The organism is Caballeronia sp. LZ032, assembly GCF_031451315.1.
Taxonomy (GTDB): Bacteria; Pseudomonadota; Gammaproteobacteria; order Burkholderiales; family Burkholderiaceae; genus Caballeronia.
The window spans coordinates 464,004-482,101 of sequence record NZ_JARUXP010000004.1; the positions used below are offsets into that span (position 1 = coordinate 464,004).

Genomic DNA, 18,098 nt, shown 5'->3' on the forward strand with positions numbered 1-18,098 from the left:
GAGGGCGGCATGGAGCCCGGTAACCGGCAGGACGAAAAGCGCGGCGAACTCGCGGAGATGCGCGACCTGCTGCGCGAGTTCGTCCGCGAGCGCGACTGGAGCCGCTTTCATTCGCCGAAGAATCTGGCGGCGGCGCTCTCGGTGGAGGCGAGCGAACTCCTCGAACCGTTCACATGGTTGGCGAGCGGCGACAGGAGCGAACTCGACGAAGCGAAGCTGCGCGCGATCCGCCACGAGATGGCCGACGTGCTCGCCTATCTCGTGATGCTTGCCGATGCGCTCGATGTCGATCTGTATCGCGCGCTGGTCGAGAAGATGGCGCTCAACCGCGAGAAGTATCCGGCGGAGCGCGTCAAAGGCGACGCGCGCAAATACACCGATTACCCCGACCAGGAAGACTGAGCGCCTGCTTCGCTTCGTTCAATGTTGCGTGGTGTTCCTCTGCGCCTGCTGCTGCGCAACGATGCGGCTTGCCGCGATGGCGTTGTCGGGATAGTTGAGCCAGTCGTCCGGGTCATAGCCGGCGGCGCGCCACATCAGGAACTCCTGGCGGACCTGCGCGCGGGTCTTGGGCGCGTTGGGATCGCCGGGCTGCGCGGCGGTCTGGGCGAATACGGATGTCGCGCAGCACAGCGCGAGCGCGGACAGGATCAGGCGGGATGGATGTGTCATGACGATGACCTCGCGCGCCGGGACGGCGGACATAAGGCAGTGATTCGATTCTAGGTGACGCAGCGCCTTCGTGCAGTGACGGTCCTGATGTCACGCACCAGAAGCAAGTCGTCGCACAGACATATTGTCTGCCGGTCATCCGCCTATACTCGGGGCTTCCGGGTGGAGCGCAGTGGCCTTGCCGGTGCAACGTCAGCGCACGGTCAATGCATGGTCAGCATCGTGCCAGCGCAAGGCACCGAAGCACGGAACCACAGTCTGATTCAAAAAACGCAACACAGAACAGATACAGGACCGCGGGCCGTCGTCATGAACGCAAGCAGTGTCGTCACGAGCAGTTTTCCCGAGATGGACGAACTCGACGCGCTTCGCGTCGCAGGCGGCGCGCACTTCGAATGGCGCACGCGCTGCGAAGTGCACTCGCGCGGACGGGTGTTTCCGCTGTTGACCGCATCCATCGGTTCCAGCAATCCAGGCGCGCCCGCCATCGGCTTCTTCGGCGGCGTGCATGGGCTCGAATGCATCGGCACGCAGCTCGTGCTCGAATACATGCGCGCCTTGCTGACGCGCCTCGAATGGGACGACACGCTGCAACAGCAATTGCGCGCGATCCGTCTGATCTTCATGCCGATCGTCAATCCCGGCGGCATGTTCGCGCGCACGCGGGCGAACCCGAACGGCGTCGATCTGATGCGCAACGCACCGCAAAGCGCCGAGGGACGGGTGCCGTTTCTCGCGGGCGGGCAGCGCATCGGGCCGTGGCTGCCGTGGTATCGCGGTCCCGTCGACGGTCACATGGAGGCCGAAAGCGCCGCGCTGCTCGGCGTGGTAGAGGAAGAGCTGATGTCGCGGCCGCTGAGCTTCGCGCTCGACTGCCATTCGGGCTTCGGCTGGGACGACAGCATCTGGTTTCCGTATGCGCGCACCGAGCGGCAGATGGCGCATCTGCCCGAAATGTTCCTGCTCAAGCGGATGTTCGAGGAGTCGTACCCGCATCACGGCTATGCGTTCGAACCGCAGAGCCATCAGTACCTGCTGCATGGCGACCTGTGGGACTTCGCCTACGATCGCTCGCGCCCGCCCGACATTTTCCTGCCGATGACGCTCGAACTCGGCTCCTGGCGCTGGATCCGCAAGAATCCGATGCAGCTGTTCTCGCGGCTCGGCATTTTCAATCCGATCAAGGCGCATCGCACGCGGCGGGTGCTGCGGCGTCATCCGAACTTCTTCGATTTCCTGACGCGCGCCGCGTATTCGTCGCAACGCTGGCTGCCGGGCGGCGCGCCGCGCGACGAACTGCTGCGGCGCGCGCAGGAGCACTGGCAACGCTCGGGCCTTCGATGAGCCAATGGATCCTGCTGCGCGGCCTCACGCGTGAAGCGCGCCACTGGGGCGGCTTCGAGGCGGCGCTGGTGGCGCACGGGCTGGCGGAGGGCGTTCAAGACATCGTCTGTATCGATTTGCCGGGCAATGGCGTGGAGCAGGGACGCCCGGCGCCGCTCTCGGTCGAGGCGATGATGGAATTCGTCCGCGCCCGTGCCACGGCGCTCGGCGTGCGCATGCCGTGCCGGGTGATCGGGATGTCGCTCGGCGCGATGGTGGCGACCGCGTGGGCGCAACGGCATCCGGGCGATATCGAACGGCTGGTGCTGATCAATACGAGCATGCGGCCGTTCGCCCAAATGCACGAACGGCTCCGGCCGTCGGCATGGCCGGTGCTGCTGCGCATCGCGGCGAACTGGCGGCGGCCTGCACGCTGCGAAGGGTCGATTCATCGGCTGACTTGTCAACGGCAGGCCGGCGCGGACGCGGATATCGCGCACTGGGCGGCGTTGCGGCGCACGCACGGCGCCAGCGCGGGCAATGCGTTGCGGCAGCTGCTCGCGGCGGCACGGTTTCGCGCGGAGAAACAGATGCCGGCGGGGAAGGTGTTGATGTTGTCGTCGGCGCGGGACCGGCTGGTCAATCCCGTCTGTTCAGTGCGCGCTGCCATGCACTGGGGCGCGGCGCATGCCGTGCATCCGTGGGCAGGCCACGACCTGCCGCACGATGACGCCAATTGGGCCTGTCGCGCCATCGTGGCGTGGCTCGCCGCGCCGGAAGCACGGGCGAAGGGCGGCTAAGCGCGTCAGAAGCGGGTAGTAACGACCTCATCAGCCCATCACGCCGGGCGATTTCCAAAAAGCGCCATCGGACGGTCAATGCGGAGACACAGGCAATGCGCTACCGTGCAATCGCCAGCAGGCTCTCCGTCAGGCGGCGTCTGCGCGACGTCCACCCGACCTAGGGAAACTTCGTGTTGCGCCGCAGCATCGCATTGCGTATGCTGTTTAACGAGGCGGCAGGGGCCGTCCGTACGGCCGTCTGTAAGGCTGTGTTCACTTTCGGCAGCGGATTGAACGTTGACAAGCCGGCCGCCGGCAAGCAAGGGCGAGCGTCGAAGGCAGCAGGCGGGCCTTGCGGACATCGCGGGGAAGGAGCCGCACATGGAACTGACCACAACGTCGAACCCGACGCTGCACGTCTTCCATCAGGAAGGCGGGTGGCACTGGGGCATTACCATCGAACGCACGGCGGGCGGTGGCATGAAGGTCGTCGCTTACAGCGACGAAGGCTTCGATTCGGAAGAGCAGGCGCGCGAGGACGGCGAACATGTCCTTCGTTCCGAAGACTGGCGTTCGCGCCAGAGTTTTAGCCGCAGCGAGCGGCGACACGGGTATTCCTGAACGGGACGGCGCGCCATCGTCCCGTTCTTTCGACACATCCTCCGCAGTCCGCCGTTTTTCCCGCATCTTTTCTCCACATCAGAAACGCGCGACACTGAAGTTCCTTCAGCTCTATGAGGTTCGCATGTCCTTCATGGAAGCTCCGTCGCACGCCAGTCCCGAAGACGCACGCTTCACGGTCCGCCGCATGACGCCGCCCGAGGTGCAGATCGCGCTCGACTGGGCCGCCGCGGAAGGCTGGAACCCCGGTCTCGACGATGCCCGCGCCTTCCTTGCCGCCGACCCGCACGGGTTTTTCATCGGCACATGGGATGGCGGACCGATCGGCTGCATCGCGGCTGTCGCGTATGACGAGAGGTTCGGCTTCATCGGGCTGTACATCGTCCGTCCCGGATGGCGCGGCAGGGGCTTCGGATTGCGCCTGTGGAACGAGGGCATGGCGTATCTCGGCGCGCGCAATATCGGGCTCGACGGCGTGCTCGCACAGCAAGCGAACTATCGTGCATCGGGGTTCGTGCTTGCCGGGCGTAACGTGCGCTATGAAGGCGTGGCGCGGGCCAGCGTCGAGCCGGTTCCTGCGACGCTCACTCTCGTCGACGCGGCAGCCGTTCCCTTCTCCACCTTGCTCGACTACGACGCCACCCTGTTCGCCTGCCGGCGCGCAGCGTTTCTGCGTGACTGGCTGACGCTGCCGCATGCATCCGCACGCGTGGCGCTGACCGGCGATACGATGCGCGGTTTCGGCGTGATCCGCCGCTGCATGCGCGGCTACAAGATCGGTCCGCTCTTCGCCGACGATTCACCCGCCGCGCAGGCGCTGTATCGCGCGCTCGTCGCGGAAGTCGCGGGTGAAACCGTGTTCCTCGACGTCCCTGAGAGCAATCCCGCGGCGGTTGCGCTTGCCGTCGGACATGGCATGACGAGCGTGTTCGAAACGGCGCGCATGTACACGCGCGGCGTGCCGGATGTGCCTCTCGCGCGAGTATTCGGCGTGACCACCTTCGAATTGGGCTGATACGCGCGTGCCCGATGTTTGCACGCCTTCGCGCACTCCGGTAACGTGATGCGTCTGTGTCACTCGCGAGACCGCTCATGAGCCACGATCACCCTCATCACGACCACGACCACACCGGCAGCCCGCTGCCTGAGATGGACCTGCGCGTGAAGGCGCTCGAATCGCTGCTGGTCGAGAAAGGCTATATCGATCCGCAAGCCCTCGACATTTTCATCCAGACCTACGAGCACAAGGTCGGACCACGCAATGGCGCGCGCGTCGTGGCCCGGGCATGGAGCGATCCGCAGTTTCGCGCGTGGCTGCTCGATGACGCCACCGCGGCCATCGCTTCGCTCGGCTTCACCGGACGCCAGGGCGAACACATGGTTGCACTCGAAAACACCGCGCAGGCTCACAACATGGTCGTCTGCACGTTGTGTTCGTGCTATCCGTGGTCGGTGCTCGGCTTGCCGCCGGTGTGGTACAAGTCGGCGCCGTATCGGTCGCGGGCTGTCATCGATCCGCGCGGCGTGTTGCAGGACTTCGGTGTCCGCTTGCCGGATGAAGTCGAAGTGCGCGTATGGGATTCGACGGCCGAGGTCCGCTATCTCGTCCTGCCGATGCGCCCGCCCGGCACCGATCATCTCGACGAAGACGCGCTCGCCGCACTCGTCACACGCGATTCGATGATCGGCACGGGTCTCGCGTTGAGCCCATCGGCAGCGAGCGAGGTGGCGGCATGAACGCGGCGCATGACATGGGCGGCATGCAGGGCTTCGGGCCCGTCGAGAACGATCCTTGCGATGCACCGGGCGCGTCGCCCTTCCATGCGGAATGGGAGCGGCGCGTACTGGCCGTGACGCTTGCGATGGGCGCGACGGGCCAGTGGAACATCGACACCTCGCGGGCCGCGCGCGAAAGCCTGCCGCCCGCGCAATACCTCGGCAGCAGCTACTACGAAATCTGGTTCGAGGGCTTGAAGAAGCTGCTGCTCGCGAAGGGCCTCGCGAGTGCCGCGGAAATCGAGGCCGGCTATTCGCAGGCCGCGCCCGCGTCCAACGTGCGCATGCTGCGGGCTGCCGACGTCAGCGCAGCCTTGCTGCGAGGTGCGCCCGTGGATCGGCCGGCGCTCGGACCGGCGCGCTTCGCCGTCGGCGATACCGTGCGCACGAAGCTGATGAATCCACCCACGCACACGCGTCTGCCGCGCTATTGCCGCGGCAAGTCCGGACAGGTCGTCGCAGTGCGTGGCACGCACGTCTTTCCCGATGAAAACGCGCTCGGCCACGGCGAGCATCCGCAATGGCTCTACACGGTGCGTTTCGACGCCGCCGAGCTGTGGGGCGCGGACACGAGCGCGTCGTCGGTGTGCGTGGATTGCTGGGAGTCTTATCTACTCGATGCCGCGCATGAATGACCCGCAACAGTTCCACGAACTCCGCACCGCTTTACCCGCGTTGCCCTTCAACGACGACGGCCCGGTATTCCGCGCGCCCTGGGAAGCGCAGGCTTTTGCGATGACGCTCGCGTTGCACGAGCGCGGGGTGTTCACGTGGCAGGAATGGGCGCACGCATTGAGCGAGGCGATCCGCGCGGCGCAGGCTGCCGGCGATCCCGATCACGGCGACACCTACTATGTGCACTGGCTGAGCGCGCTGGAAGGCTTGAGCACCGCGAAGGGCTGCGTCAGCCAGGAGACGCTCGCGCAGCGCCGCCACGAGTGGGACGAAGCCGCGCGCGCCACGCCGCATGGACAGCCCATCGTGCTGGACGTCGCGAATGCGTCGAAGCAGCATGTGCTGCGCGCGCTGCCCGCCGCCACGCTCGATGCCTATCGCGCGGCAATCTACCGGATCGACGGAACGCCGGCGATCGAGATGAAGATCGGCGTGAGCAATCCGGCGCTGATCGCGTTGCTCGAAGCACAGGAAGCCGACACCGCGGTGTTCGTGACGGCATGCAATCCATTCGGCCATAAGCTGCCGCCGGAAGCCAACGCGACGCGGCAACGCGCGCTGGCTGCACGGATCGCGCAATGGGGACTGCGTGCATTGTCCGGCGCGGGTATCGACCCGTTGCAGGTCTGGATCGCCGAAGACAGTCTGCTGGTGCTCGGCGCGACCCAATCCACCGCCGATGCCCTGCTGACCGAATTCGAGCAGCACGCCGTCGTCATGGTGGATCGCGGGAACCCGCCGCACTTGCTGTTGCATCCGGGGCATCGCTGAGCCCTCATCATCCAACCGGAGAATTCGACATGCCGCTCGTCCGCATCGATTTGCTGAAGGGAAAAGACAGCGCCTACCGCACGGCCATCGGCGACGTGGTGTATGACGCGATGCGCGCCACCCTCGACGTGCCCGAGAACGATCGCTTCCAGATCATCGCAGAGCGCGACGCGCCGGACTTCATCGTGGATCGCACTTATCTGGGTATTCCCCGCAGCGACGATTGCGTGGTGATCCAGGTCACGCTGAACGAAGGCCGCGATGCGCCGAAGAAGCGCGCGTTCTACAAGGCCGTCGCCGATGGCTTGCATGAGCGCCTGAAGCTGCGTCGCGAGGATGTGTTCATCAGTCTCGTCGAGGTGAAAAAGGAGAACTGGTCTTTCGGCAACGGCGAGGCGCAATACGCGCCCACGTGACCGCGTGACCATCACCACCGCATCTTTCGATCTGGAACCGCTCGCGTTGCCGGCCGACGTGCCTGCCGACATCCGCGTCTGGCGCGTTCCGATCCCGTTGACCATCGCGCCCGACGATCCCGCCTGCGCCGCGCTGGATGCAAGCGAACGCGCGCGCGCGGCGCGCTATCTGCGTCCCGAGGATGCGGCGCGCTTCAGCGTCATGCGTGCGGCGCTGCGTCAGGTGCTGGCGACGCTGACCGGCGGCGATCCGGCGCGTCTGAAACTCGACGCCGGCGAGAACGGCCGCCCGCTGCTCGACGAACCGGATGCGCCGGACTTCAACGTCTCGCATTCGGGATCGTACGGGCTGATTGGCGTGTCGCGGGCAAGACGCGTCGGGGTGGATATCGAGGCGGCGCGCGCCGGCTTCGGCTGGCGTGAACTGGCGCCTGCCGTGCTGGCGGAGCGCGACCGGCAGGCCATCGAGGCGCTGCCCGAAGCCGCGCGCCAGAGCGCGTTCTTCGACTGCTGGACCGCGAAGGAAGCCGTGCTGAAGGCGCACGGTGTCGGTATCGGCGGCGGTTGGATCGGGCTGAAAGGCTTCTCGGTCTTGCCGCGCGAGGGCTTGCGCCATGCGGTGTCGCCGGAAGCGGAGGGGTTCGCGGCCATCGCGCTGGACGCGCCTTCCGGCTATGCCGCCGCCCTCGCGTGGCAGGTTTGATGCGGCGCAGCGAGGCTCACGCGACTTTCGCGCGCAGCAGGTCTCTGTGCGTGAGATACAGGCGCAGGTCGAATTCGATCTGATGGTAGCCCGGCTGCATCAGCTCACACAGCCGATAGAACGCCTTGTTGTGATCGCTTTCCTTCAGATGTGCGAGCTCATGCACGACGATCATGCGCAGGAACTCAGGCGCCGTGTCGCGGAACAGCGAGGCGATGCGAATCTCCTTCTTCGCCTTGAGCCGCGCGCCCTGTACACGGGAAATGGCCGTGTGCAGTCCAAGCGCGTGACGCAGGACGTCGAGCTTGCTGTCGTAGATGACCTTGTCGATGGCGGGTGCCACGCGCAGGAATTCCTGCTTCAGGTCCGAGCAATACGCATACAGCGCGCGATCGGACTGCACGGCGTGCCGGTTCGGATAGCGTGCGTCGAGATAGGTGCCCAGTTGCTGCTGGGCGATCAGTCGGCGCACCTTGTCCTGAAGCGTGTTCGGGTAAGCGCTCAGGTATTTCAGGTGTTGCATGACGGCGGTGTTCTGAAGAATCTCTCAAAGCCTGCTTGCGCAGGCGGGCGTGGGACGCGCCAGGGGCGTCCGCAGCGGGAAGGGCGCAGCATTCTGACAACCATTCTAGTCAACGCCGCGCGGACTCGCCCATTGCAGCGGCGGCGCGGCGTGTTTCCGCGTACGCATTTGCGTAAGTTTATGTTTCAGCCCGGCGCCGGGTGCAATGCGCATGCGAACATGCGCGCTCCCCAGGCAAGCGATCAAGGCAGGTTTTTCCATGGCGTCGAACAAGGCTCATCATGCAACCGGATGGGCTGCGGGCATCATCGCGGCGACGCTCGTGTCGGCTGCGCACGGACCTGCCTCCGCGGGCGCGGGCATGATTCCCGCGGTGCTCGCGCTGCTCGCCGGGGTGGCCGGCGCTACCGCGCCGGACTGGCTCGAAGTCGCGTGGTGGACACGCGCCCGCAGGCTCTGGATCACGCATCGCACGCTGACGCATTGGGGCCTGGGCTGGGCGGCGCTGCTCGCGCTGTCCTGGCACGAACTCGGGCGGCATCCGGCGGCGCCCGTGGCGTTCGGCTTCGCGTGCGGCGGCCTCATGCATCTGCTGGCGGACTGGCCCAATCCGCTCGGCGTGCCGTGGGTCGGCCCGCGCCACTCGCTCAATCTGTGGACGAGCGGGCACTGCGATCTGATCGTCGTGGGCGCGGCGTGGGTTGCCGCGCTGTTCGTCGTCGACGATGTCTGGTTTCATCATGCGTGTAGCCGCATGCTGCTGAACGTGCTGCGGCCCGCAGCATGACCCAAGCGAGGAGCCCCGATCCCATGCAAGCGAATCACCCGCGCAGCCGCTTCCTTCTCTTCCTCGCCGGCCTGGCCGCGCTGTTCGCGCTGCATGGCTGCGCGGGCTTCTTCAATCGCGACGCCATGCGCGTGACGGTGGCGGGCATCGAGCCGCTCGAAGGACAGGGCCTCGAGATGCGCTTTACCGTGAAACTGCGCGTGCAGAATCCGAACAACGAGCCGCTCGACTTCGACGGCGTCGCGCTCGATCTCGACCTCAACGGCCGTCCGTTCGCCACGGGCGTCAGCGACCAGCGCGGCGTGGTGCCGCGTTTTGGCGAGACGGTGGTGGCCGTGCCGGTGACGGTGTCGGCGTTCTCGGTGGCGCGGCAGGCGCTCGGCTTCGCCACCGGCGACGTCCCGAACAAGGTCTCGTATGCGGTACGCGGCAAGCTCGCGGGCGGCCTGCTCGGCGGCGCGCGCTTTGCCGATACCGGTTACGTCGACCTGCCGATGAACGGCGCGTCCGGCTACTGAGACGCTCGAGCTTCGTCGGGATCGTAAGGCACGACGCGATCCGCTTCATTCGCGTCGTTGCGGGCGATCACCGCGCGCGCAGGCTCGGTGTCGCTCAGATTGACCGGCTGATGCGGCACGCCGGGCGGAATGAAGACGAAGTCGCCCGGCTCGTTGATCATCGATTGCGCCAGCCCCGCTCCGTAGCGTGTCTCGATGCGTCCTTCCAGAATATAGATGCCGGTTTCGTAGCCGATGTGAACGTGCGGCTCGCCGCGCCCGCCCGGCGGCACGACGACGAGATGCATCGCGAGTCCGCGCGTGCCGGCCGTCGCCGCCGAGAGGCCGATGAAATACGGCAGGTGTTGCACTGTCGCGAGCTTTTCCTGAGGCCGCACGGTGACGACCGTCTGCTGCGCGGCAACTTCCGTGGTGTCCTGCATGGCGATTCCTCCGTGTCCGGACTGCGCTGCGAATCTTCTCATCGACGATAGGTCGAAAGCGCGTGTCGCGCAAAGGTCATGCGCGGCGTCTACCGTAGAAGGGCACGGACTTTGTGCAGGCGCACATGCCCGGCGGCAGGCAAACACGCGGCGCGGCGCATAATCTCGATGACGTGAGAGCAGACCATAGCGGCATCGCAACCGACACCCTCGGGAGGACACCATGCTGGTCAGGAACGAAGCGCGGGTCGAACAACTCATCAACGATCTCCTCGAATTCGCACGAGGACGGTTGCCGGAGCAGACCTGGCGGATCATCGAGCCGTTGCTTCGCCACTATTACGAGCAGGTCGATGTCGAGGACATCGCGAGCCGCGATGTCGCCGATCTCTACGGCGCCGCCATGGCGCACGTCCAGACGGCGCAGAAGTTCGTCCACGGGCGCGAAGTGCTGCGGGTCTATAACCCGAACCTGGAGCAGCACGGCTGGCACTCGGATCATACGGTGGTCGAGATCGTCAACGACGACATGCCGTTCCTCGTCGATTCCGTGAGCATGGAACTCAACCGGCTGGGGCTTGCGCTGCATTCCGTGATCCACCCGGTGTTCCGCGTCTGGCGCGGCGCGAAGGGCGAGATCGAGCGCGTTGCGCAGGGCCACAGCGAGGCCGGCGACGGCCAGTCCGAGCTCGAATCGTTCATTCATTTCGAAGTGGACCGCTGCGGCGATGGCGCCCGCCTCGACGAAGTGCGCGACAACATTGCGCGCGTGCTGGGCGACGTGCGCGCGTCGGTGGAAGACTGGCCGAAGCTGCTCGACACCGCCCGCGCCGCGATCACCGAACTCAAGACCCGCGACACGAGTCCGGACGGCATCGAATCCCGTGCGTTCCTCGAATGGATGGCGGGCGATCACTTCACGTTCCTCGGCTGCCGTGACTACGATCTGGTGGAGCACGAAGGCGGCTTCGCGTTGCGCGGCGTGTCCGGCTCCGGGCTGGGCCTCTTGCGCGAAACCTTGCGCGCGCCGGCGGCAGGCGACCTGACGCCGCTGCCGCCGGGCGCAGCCGCGATCATCGAAGGCGCGGCGCCCATCTTTCTGACCAAGGCCAATTCGCGCGCGACGGTGCATCGGCCGGGCTATCTGGACTATGTCGGCGTGAAGCGCGTATCGCCGGAGGGCAAGGTGATCGGCGAGCGGCGCTTTCTCGGCCTGTACACGTCCACCGCGTATCTGGTGCCCACCTACGAGATCCCGATCGTGCGGCGCAAGTGCGCGAACATCGTGCGGCGCGCGGGCTTCCTCGAGAAAGGGCATCTGGCGAAGTCGCTCATCACGGTCCTGGAACAGTACCCGCGCGACGAACTGTTCCAGGCCGACGAAGACGTGCTCTTCGACATCGCGCTCGGCGTGCTGCGCTTGCAGGAACATCAGCGCACGCGGCTGTTCGTGCGGCGCGACCGCTTCGACCGCTTCGTGTCGTGCCTCGTGTTCGTGCCGCGCGACAAATTCAATACCGACCTGCGCCGCCGCATCAGCCGCGTGCTGATGGAGGCCTTCAACGGCCGCAGCATCGAGTTCACGCCGCTGTTGTCGGAGTCGCCGCTGGCGCGCATTCATATCGTGGTGCGGGCGGATCGCGGCACCATGCCCGAAGTCGATACGCGCGAACTCGAAACGCGTGTGGTGCAGGTAGCGCGGCGCTGGCAGGACGATCTCGCCGATGCGCTCATCGACAGTCATGGCGAGGAAGCCGGCAACCGCCTGTTGCAGCGTTACGCGGATTCATTCCCGGCGGGTTATCGCGAGGACTATCCGGCGCGTACGGCGGTGCGCGACATCGAAATGATCGAGGCGACGCATACGAGCGCCGGCGGTCTCTCCATGAGCCTGTACCGGCCGATCGAGGCCGGCAAGCGCGCGTTCCGCTTCAAGGTGTATCGCGTGGGCGAGCCGATTGCGCTGTCGCACAGCCTGCCGATGCTCGAACATCTCGGCGTGCGCGTGGATGAAGAGCGCCCGTACCTGATCGAGCCGACCGGCGCGCCGAACGCATGGATTCACGACTTCGGCCTGGAGTTGCAGGACGACGTGGAATTCGACATCGATCGCGTGAAGCCGCTGTTCGAGAACGCGTTCGCGAGCGTGTGGTCGGGCGAGATCGAGAACGACGATTACAACCGCCTCGTGCTGCGCGCGGAGTTCGGCTCGCGCGACGTGACCATCATGCGCGCCTATGCGAAGTATCTGCGCCAGGTGGGCTCGACGTTCAGCGATGCCTATATCGAGCGCGCGCTGATCGGCAATCCGCTGATCGCGAAGAAGCTGCTGCAACTGTTCATGGTGCGTTTCGATCCGGCGCATGGCGGCGGCGGCGAGGCGCGCGACGCCGCCGCCGAGCGCGTGCTCGCCGACATCGAAGCGGCGCTCGACAAGGTGCCCAATCTCGATGAAGACCGCATCCTGCGGCAGTTCCTCGGCGTGATCTGCGCGACGGTGCGCACCAATCACTTTCATCGCGATGCACACGGCCAGCCGCGGCCTTATGTGTCGTTCAAGCTGGATCCGTCGAAAGTGCCGGGGTTGCCCGAACCGAAACCGATGTTTGAAATCTGGGTCTACGCGCCGCGTGTCGAGGGCGTGCATCTGCGCGGCGGACGCGTGGCGCGCGGCGGCCTGCGCTGGTCGGACCGGCGCGAGGATTTTCGCACCGAAGTGCTCGGCCTCATGAAGGCGCAGATGGTGAAGAACACGGTGATCGTGCCGGTGGGATCGAAGGGCGGCTTCGTCGTGAAGAATCCGCCGCCGGTGACGGATCGCGAGGCGTATCTCAGCGAAGGCGTCGCGTGCTATCAGATGTTCCTGCGCGGCCTGCTCGACGTCACCGACAACCGCACGCCGGACGGCATCGTGCCGCCGCCGGACGTGGTGCGCCACGATCCGGACGATCCCTATCTCGTGGTCGCGGCCGACAAGGGCACGGCCACCTTCTCCGATTACGCGAACGCGATCGCACACGAATACGGTTTCTGGCTCGACGATGCGTTTGCCTCCGGCGGCTCGGTCGGCTATGACCACAAGAAGATGGGCATCACGGCGCGCGGCGCGTGGGAATCCGTGAAGCGCCATTTCCGCGAGATGAACTTCGATACCCAGACCACGGATTTCACGGTGGTCGGCATTGGCGACATGTCCGGCGACGTGTTCGGCAACGGCATGCTGCTGTCGCGTCACATCCGGCTGATCGCGGCGTTCGATCATCGCCACATCTTTCTCGATCCGACGCCCGACACCGCAAAGAGCTTCGAAGAACGCGCGCGTCTCTTTGCATTGCCGCGTTCCAGCTGGGCCGACTACGACGCCTCGCTGATCTCGACGGGCGGCGGCGTGTATCCGCGCACGGCGAAGTCGATACCGGTGTCGCCGCAGGTGCAGGCGGCGCTCGGTATCAGCGCGTCGGTGCTCGCGCCGAACGAGCTGATCCGCGCGATCCTGCTGGCCGAAGCCGATCTGCTCTACAACGGAGGTGTGGGCACCTATGTGAAGGCGACGGCGGAAACGCATCTGCAAGTCGGCGACCGCACCAATGACGCCGTGCGCGTGAACGGCGCGGAGCTGCGCGTGAAGGTGGTCGCGGAGGGCGGCAATCTCGGTCTCACGCAACTGGGGCGCATCGAGTTCGCGCAGCGCGGCGGCCGCATCAATACGGATGCCATCGACAATTCCGCGGGCGTCGATTGCTCGGATCACGAGGTCAACATCAAGATCCTGCTGGGCCTCGTGGTCGCGGATGGCGAGATGACCGAGAAGCAGCGCAACGCGCTGCTCGCCGAGATGACCGACGAAGTCGGCCTGCTCGTGCTGAAGGACAACTACGCGCAGACGCAGGCGCTGTCGATCGCGAAGCGCTATGAAGCCGAGACGCTCGATGCCGAGGCGCGCATGATGCGCTTCCTGGAGCGCGCCGGGCGCCTGAAGCGCCGCATCGAGTTCCTGCCCTCCGACGACGAGATCGCCGAGCGCGCGGCGGCGAAGTCCGGGCTGACGTCGCCCGAGCGTGCGGTGCTGCTTGCATACGGCAAGATGTGGCTGTACGACGAACTGCTCGAATCGGACGTACCGGAGGATGCGCTCGTCGCGGACATGGTGCCGGAGTATTTCCCGAAGCCGCTGCAGCAGCGCTACAGCGACACGATGCAGCGCCACCCGCTCAAGCGCGAGATTCTTGCGACGCACCTGACCAATGCGCTCGTCAATCGCGTGGGCTGCACCTTTGTGCATCGCCTGATGGAAGAGACCGATGCGCAGCCGAGCGACATCGTGCGGGCGGCGCTCATGTCGCGCGATGTCTTCGATCTCGACGACCTGTGGCGCAGCATCGACGGGCTGGACAACATCGTCGCCGATGAAGTGCAGGCGCGCATGTTCGTCGAGGTCGTGCGGCTGCTCGACGATACGTCGCTGTGGTTCCTGCGTCATCTGAAGCACAGCGGTGCGGATGCGCATGAAGCGCGCGGCGTGCTGGCGCGCTGCCGTGAAGCGGCGCAGCGGCTGGCGCCGCAACTGCCCGCGCTGCTGCCCGCGACGCAGCTCGACGCGTGGTATGCGCGCCGGCGCGACCTGGAGGATGCGGGCGTCGAGAGCACGCTGGCGGCGCGGGTCGCGAGCGGCGAGATTGCCACGGCCGTGCTCGACAGCGCCGAAGTGGCGGCCTGCACGCAACGCAGTCTCGAACTGGTGGCGAGCGTGTATTTCGGCATCGGCACGCTGCTCGATTATCGCGGCATTGCGGAGCGTGCGATGGCCTTGCCCGTCGCGACGCACTGGGACTTGCTCGCGCGTGCAGCCGCGCTGGAGGAACTGGCGCGCCTGAAGCGCGCGCTGACGGTGAGCGCGCTCGAACAGTCGCGCGGTATCGATGCGGCGGATGTGATCGTCGAGACCTGGCGAGCGAAGCGCGAGCAGGCGCTCGACCGCTACACGCGCCTGCTGACCGAACTGCGCGCGAGCGGCGGCGCGAGTCTTTCGATGCTGCTGGTCGTGGTGCGCGAGATGGCGGTGCTCGAACGCGCGTAGACCTTCTTCGCCGTGTGATGAAAAAGCGGGCGCCTCGCAAGCGCCCGTTTTTTTCATGTGTACTTCATGACATCAGTGATCCGAAGAAATTCGTGAAGCATTGAATTCGATTCATGCCTGATGCGTCCACTTTGTCGGATCCATGCTAGGTCGCATGCGCGAATACACTCGCCGCACGCTTTACATTCGGTAAGTCACGGCATTTAATCAATGAGCGGACGAAGCCGTCCGGCATGTCTTTCTCTATCCGTCCTCGCGGTCATCCCGGTGTGAATTCAATCGTTACGCCACACGCGAACCGATCGCAGGATCCTTGCGCTTTCGCCGTTCCAGCGGGCAGGGTCGGGCACGTCGCAGCGCGTCATTTGCAGCGAGGTCTTACATGATCAAGTTATCGGGCGAAGTGATCGACGCTCTCAAGGCATCGGTGCGCGGCAGGGTGATCGCACCCGCCGATGCCGATTACGACGAAGCACGCAAGGTCTGGAATGCCACCATCGACAGGCGGCCCGCGCTCATCGTGCGCTGCGCGGGCGTGGCCGACGTGAAGGCGGCGCTGGCGTTCGCGCGCGGCAACGGCATGCTCGTGTCGATCCGCGGCGGCTCGCACAACATCGCGGGCAGCGCCGTCAGCGACGATGCCGTGATGATCGATCTCTCCGCGCTCAGGTCGGTGCGCATCGATCCGCAGGCGCGGCGCGCGTACGTGGAGCCCGGCGCCTTGCTCTCCGATTTCGATCACGAAGCGCAGGCGTTCGGACTCGCGACGCCGCTCGGCATCAACTCGACCACCGGCATCGCCGGTCTCACGCTCGGCGGCGGCTTTGGCTGGATCAGCCGCAAGTTCGGCGTCACGGTGGACAATCTGGTGGCGGCGGAGATCGTCACGGCGGACGGCGAATGGCGTCGCGTGGACGAGCATGCCGATCCCGAACTCTTCTGGGCCTTGCGCGGCGGCGGCGGCAATTTCGGCGTGGTCACGCTGTTCGAATTTCGGCTGCATGAAGTCGGGCCGGAGATCTATGGCGGGCTGGTGGTGTATCCGCTCGAACAAGCCGCCGACGTCCTGCCGAAGTATCGCGAGTTCGTCGCGCAAAGTCCCGACGAGCTGAGCGTCTGGGCCGTCATGCGTCTCGCGCCGCCGCTGCCGTTCCTGCCCGCGGAAGCGCACGGCAAGCCGGTGATCGTATTGGCGAGTTGCTATGTCGGCCCGGTTGAAAACGGCGAGCGTGTGCTGGCGCCCGCGCGCGGCTTCGCCACGCCCTATGGCGAGCATCTCGGACCGATGCCCTTTGCAGCATGGCAGAAAGCCTTCGATCCGCTGCTGACGCCGGGCTCGCGCAACTACTGGAAGTCGCATAACTTTGCCGGTCTGACGGACGCGACCTTCGACATCCTCACCAACGCGGTGAAATCGCTGCCTTCGCCGCAATGCGAGATCTTCGTCGGCGCGATGGGCGGCGAGACGAACCGCGTGCCCGTCGATGCCACTGCGTACGCGAATCGCGATTCGATCTATACGATCAACATTCACGGCCGCTGGGAAGACGCCGCCGATGATGCCAGATGCACGGCTTGGGCGCGCGACATGTTCGCCGCGCTGACGCCGCACGCGTTGGGCAGCGTGTATGTCAACTTTCTGACGGGCGATGAAGGCGATCGGGTGAAGGCGGCGTATGGACCCAACTACGAGAAGCTCGCGCGAGTGAAGCAGCGTTACGATCCGGAGAACGTGTTCCGCAGCAATCAGAACATCGTGCCGGCGGCGTGAGGAGGTGACGGGCCGGCATTCAACGCCGGCCCAGGCCGTGGCGCAGGTCGTGTGAGGCGTCGTCAGTGGTGTCTTCGTAGACGAGTGTGCGTGTGTCGGCGCTCAGGTGCGCGCGCAGCACGTTCAGAAATCGCGGTTCCACGGCAAGTCGCAGCCGGTCGAACCTGTGCTGCCGGCGGCTGTCTTCAAGAAAGGCGGCGACCTTGCGCGCGAACGCTGCGCCGTCGTCGTCCGTCACGCTTGCCGACGGATTCCTGAGGTCCTCGACCTGCCTCAGATCCAGCGTCAATCCGTGCGTCTCGAAGACTCTCGCACGCTTGCCGTCGGCCGCGAGAACCCACGTGATGGCGGTCATGGCGCTCCTCCTGTTCGCCCGTCCACGCGGGCTCTCGCCATTGTGCGCCCGATCTTTCCGCGATGGCTTCCTTCGTGCGGAGATTCGCTTTTGCGGCGCAGCACGCGACATGCATCTTGTGCCTAGGTGTCGCTCCACATGCGCAGCAGGTTGTGATAGCAGCCGACCAGCGTGCGCTTCGCGGCTTCGTCGCCGTCGGTGGCGTTGAGGCGCTGGATGGCGTTGTCGAGATCGAACAGCAATGCGCGTTGTCCGTCGTCGCGCACGAGGCTCTGCGCCCAGAAGAAACTCGACACGCGCGCGCCGCGCGTCACCGGACGCACCTGATGCAGGCTCGTCGCCGGATAGACGAGCGCGTGGCCGGCGGGCAGCTTCACTTCCTGCACGCCAAAGGTATCTTCGATGATCAGTTCGCCGCCGTCATATTCGTCGGGCGGCGTGAGGAACAGCGTGACCGAGACATCCGTGCGCACGCGCGCGCCGTGGCCCGGCACGATGCGGATCGCGCCATCGACGTGACTGCCGAAGTGCATGCCGCCTTCATAACGGTTGAACAGCGGCGGATACACGCGGTTCGGCAGCACGGCGCTGATGAAGAGCGGATGCCGCTCCAGCGCGCCGACGATCGCATCGCCGAGTTCCAGTGCGATCGGCGAACCTTCGGCGATCTGCATGTTGCGCTTGACCGGCGCGCCCTGATAACCCGCGGTGGCGCGGCCGTCGACCCAGGCGTCGCTGGCTTCGAGGCGGGCGCGCATGGCGGCGGCATCGGCGGGACTGAGGACGTTCGGTATCGAGAGGATCATGGTTCCATGGGACGTGGCGCGCGCCCCCGGCGGGGGGGCCCCCCCCCCCCCGGCACACCCGGAAACGTAGTTGAAAGTGGGGAGGGAACGGGGGCCCCCG

The 18,098-nt window shown here is 65.9% G+C and carries 19 protein-coding genes; 14 read left to right on the top strand and 5 right to left on the bottom strand.

The genetic code is table 11. The features are described 5' to 3' along the window. The first annotated feature begins 9 nt into the window (after positions 1-9). Entirely contained in the window at positions 10-402 is a 393-nt protein-coding gene (locus tag QCE69_RS29895; protein ID WP_309934554.1) for a nucleotide pyrophosphohydrolase, read from the top strand. An 18-nt stretch (positions 403-420) separates the two neighbouring features. Here the strand turns inward: QCE69_RS29895 and QCE69_RS29900 are convergent, their stop codons facing one another. After that, on the bottom strand, positions 421-672 hold the full coding sequence (locus QCE69_RS29900) for a DUF4148 domain-containing protein (RefSeq protein ID WP_309925939.1): 252 nt from the start codon (positions 670-672) through the stop codon (positions 421-423). Positions 673-981: 309 nt separating this feature from the next. Here QCE69_RS29900 and QCE69_RS29905 point away from each other — a divergent pair, with 309 nt between their 5' ends. The 9 genes from QCE69_RS29905 to QCE69_RS29945 all read left to right on the top strand — a co-directional run bounded on the left by QCE69_RS29905 (position 982) and on the right by QCE69_RS29945 (position 7,739). Then, positions 982-2,016: a M14 family zinc carboxypeptidase gene (locus QCE69_RS29905; protein WP_309934555.1), complete on the top strand. Its 1,035-nt coding sequence runs from the start codon at positions 982-984 to the stop codon at positions 2,014-2,016. Then, a complete protein-coding gene (locus QCE69_RS29910) occupies positions 2,013-2,795 on the top strand; it encodes an alpha/beta hydrolase (RefSeq protein WP_309934557.1) in 783 nt (260 codons plus the stop codon). Before QCE69_RS29905 ends, QCE69_RS29910 begins: the two co-directional genes overlap by 4 nt. A 363-nt stretch (positions 2,796-3,158) precedes the next feature. After that, positions 3,159-3,398 (top strand): hypothetical protein, encoded by a 240-nt coding sequence (locus QCE69_RS29915; RefSeq protein WP_309819688.1) that lies wholly within the window; start codon positions 3,159-3,161, stop codon positions 3,396-3,398. A 133-nt stretch (positions 3,399-3,531) separates the two neighbouring features. Further along, positions 3,532-4,413 (top strand): GNAT family N-acetyltransferase, encoded by an 882-nt coding sequence (locus QCE69_RS29920; protein ID WP_309935411.1) that lies wholly within the window; start codon positions 3,532-3,534, stop codon positions 4,411-4,413. Between the two features lie 77 nt (positions 4,414-4,490). Further along, a complete protein-coding gene (gene nthA / locus QCE69_RS29925) occupies positions 4,491-5,135 on the top strand; it encodes a nitrile hydratase subunit alpha (protein ID WP_309934558.1) in 645 nt (214 codons plus the stop codon). Beyond that, positions 5,132-5,809, top strand: coding sequence for a nitrile hydratase subunit beta (gene nthB, locus QCE69_RS29930; RefSeq protein WP_309925947.1), 678 nt, complete (start codon positions 5,132-5,134; stop codon positions 5,807-5,809). Before nthA ends, nthB begins: the two co-directional genes overlap by 4 nt. Continuing rightward, positions 5,802-6,620: a nitrile hydratase accessory protein gene (locus QCE69_RS29935; protein ID WP_309934560.1), complete on the top strand. Its 819-nt coding sequence runs from the start codon at positions 5,802-5,804 to the stop codon at positions 6,618-6,620. The genes nthB and QCE69_RS29935 overlap by 8 nt, the downstream gene beginning before the upstream one ends. 29 nt (positions 6,621-6,649) lie before the next feature. Further along, entirely contained in the window at positions 6,650-7,036 is a 387-nt protein-coding gene (locus tag QCE69_RS29940; protein WP_309925950.1) for a tautomerase family protein, read from the top strand. A gap of 4 nt (positions 7,037-7,040) precedes the next feature. Beyond that, on the top strand, positions 7,041-7,739 hold the full coding sequence (locus QCE69_RS29945; RefSeq protein WP_309934562.1) for a 4'-phosphopantetheinyl transferase superfamily protein: 699 nt from the start codon (positions 7,041-7,043) through the stop codon (positions 7,737-7,739). Positions 7,740-7,755: 16 nt separating this feature from the next. On the opposite strand, the gene QCE69_RS29950 is transcribed toward QCE69_RS29945, so the two are convergent. Further along, the gene (locus QCE69_RS29950; RefSeq protein WP_309925954.1) at positions 7,756-8,262 is read right to left on the bottom strand and encodes a M48 family metallopeptidase; all 507 of its coding nucleotides are present in this window, start codon (positions 8,260-8,262) and stop codon (positions 7,756-7,758) included. Positions 8,263-8,521: 259 nt separating this feature from the next. On the opposite strand from QCE69_RS29950, the gene QCE69_RS29955 reads away from it, so the two are divergent. Continuing rightward, positions 8,522-9,049, top strand: a complete 528-nt coding sequence (locus tag QCE69_RS29955; RefSeq protein ID WP_309934563.1) for a metal-dependent hydrolase — start codon at positions 8,522-8,524, stop codon at positions 9,047-9,049. 23 nt (positions 9,050-9,072) lie between these two features. Next, on the top strand, positions 9,073-9,567 hold the full coding sequence (locus tag QCE69_RS29960) for an LEA type 2 family protein (protein ID WP_309925955.1): 495 nt from the start codon (positions 9,073-9,075) through the stop codon (positions 9,565-9,567). On the opposite strand, the gene QCE69_RS29965 is transcribed toward QCE69_RS29960, so the two are convergent. After that, the gene (locus QCE69_RS29965) at positions 9,561-9,989 is read right to left on the bottom strand and encodes a cupin domain-containing protein (protein ID WP_309925958.1); all 429 of its coding nucleotides are present in this window, start codon (positions 9,987-9,989) and stop codon (positions 9,561-9,563) included. The two genes, QCE69_RS29960 and QCE69_RS29965, sit on opposite strands and share 7 nt — an antisense overlap. Positions 9,990-10,212: 223 nt before the next feature. Here QCE69_RS29965 and QCE69_RS29970 point away from each other — a divergent pair, with 223 nt between their 5' ends. Continuing rightward, entirely contained in the window at positions 10,213-15,066 is a 4,854-nt protein-coding gene (locus tag QCE69_RS29970) for an NAD-glutamate dehydrogenase (RefSeq protein WP_309934565.1), read from the top strand. 382 nt (positions 15,067-15,448) lie between these two features. After that, positions 15,449-16,837 carry an FAD-binding oxidoreductase gene (locus QCE69_RS29975; RefSeq protein WP_309934566.1) on the top strand — a complete coding sequence of 463 codons (1,389 nt, stop codon included), beginning with the start codon at positions 15,449-15,451 and terminating at the stop codon, positions 16,835-16,837. A gap of 19 nt (positions 16,838-16,856) precedes the next feature. Here the strand turns inward: QCE69_RS29975 and QCE69_RS29980 are convergent, their stop codons facing one another. Next, the gene (locus QCE69_RS29980; protein ID WP_309925961.1) at positions 16,857-17,192 is read right to left on the bottom strand and encodes a host attachment protein; all 336 of its coding nucleotides are present in this window, start codon (positions 17,190-17,192) and stop codon (positions 16,857-16,859) included. Positions 17,193-17,314: 122 nt separating this feature from the next. Beyond that, positions 17,315-17,998 carry a Fe2+-dependent dioxygenase gene (locus QCE69_RS29985; RefSeq protein ID WP_309925963.1) on the bottom strand — a complete coding sequence of 228 codons (684 nt, stop codon included), beginning with the start codon at positions 17,996-17,998 and terminating at the stop codon, positions 17,315-17,317. Between the last annotated feature and the right edge of the window lie 100 nt (positions 17,999-18,098).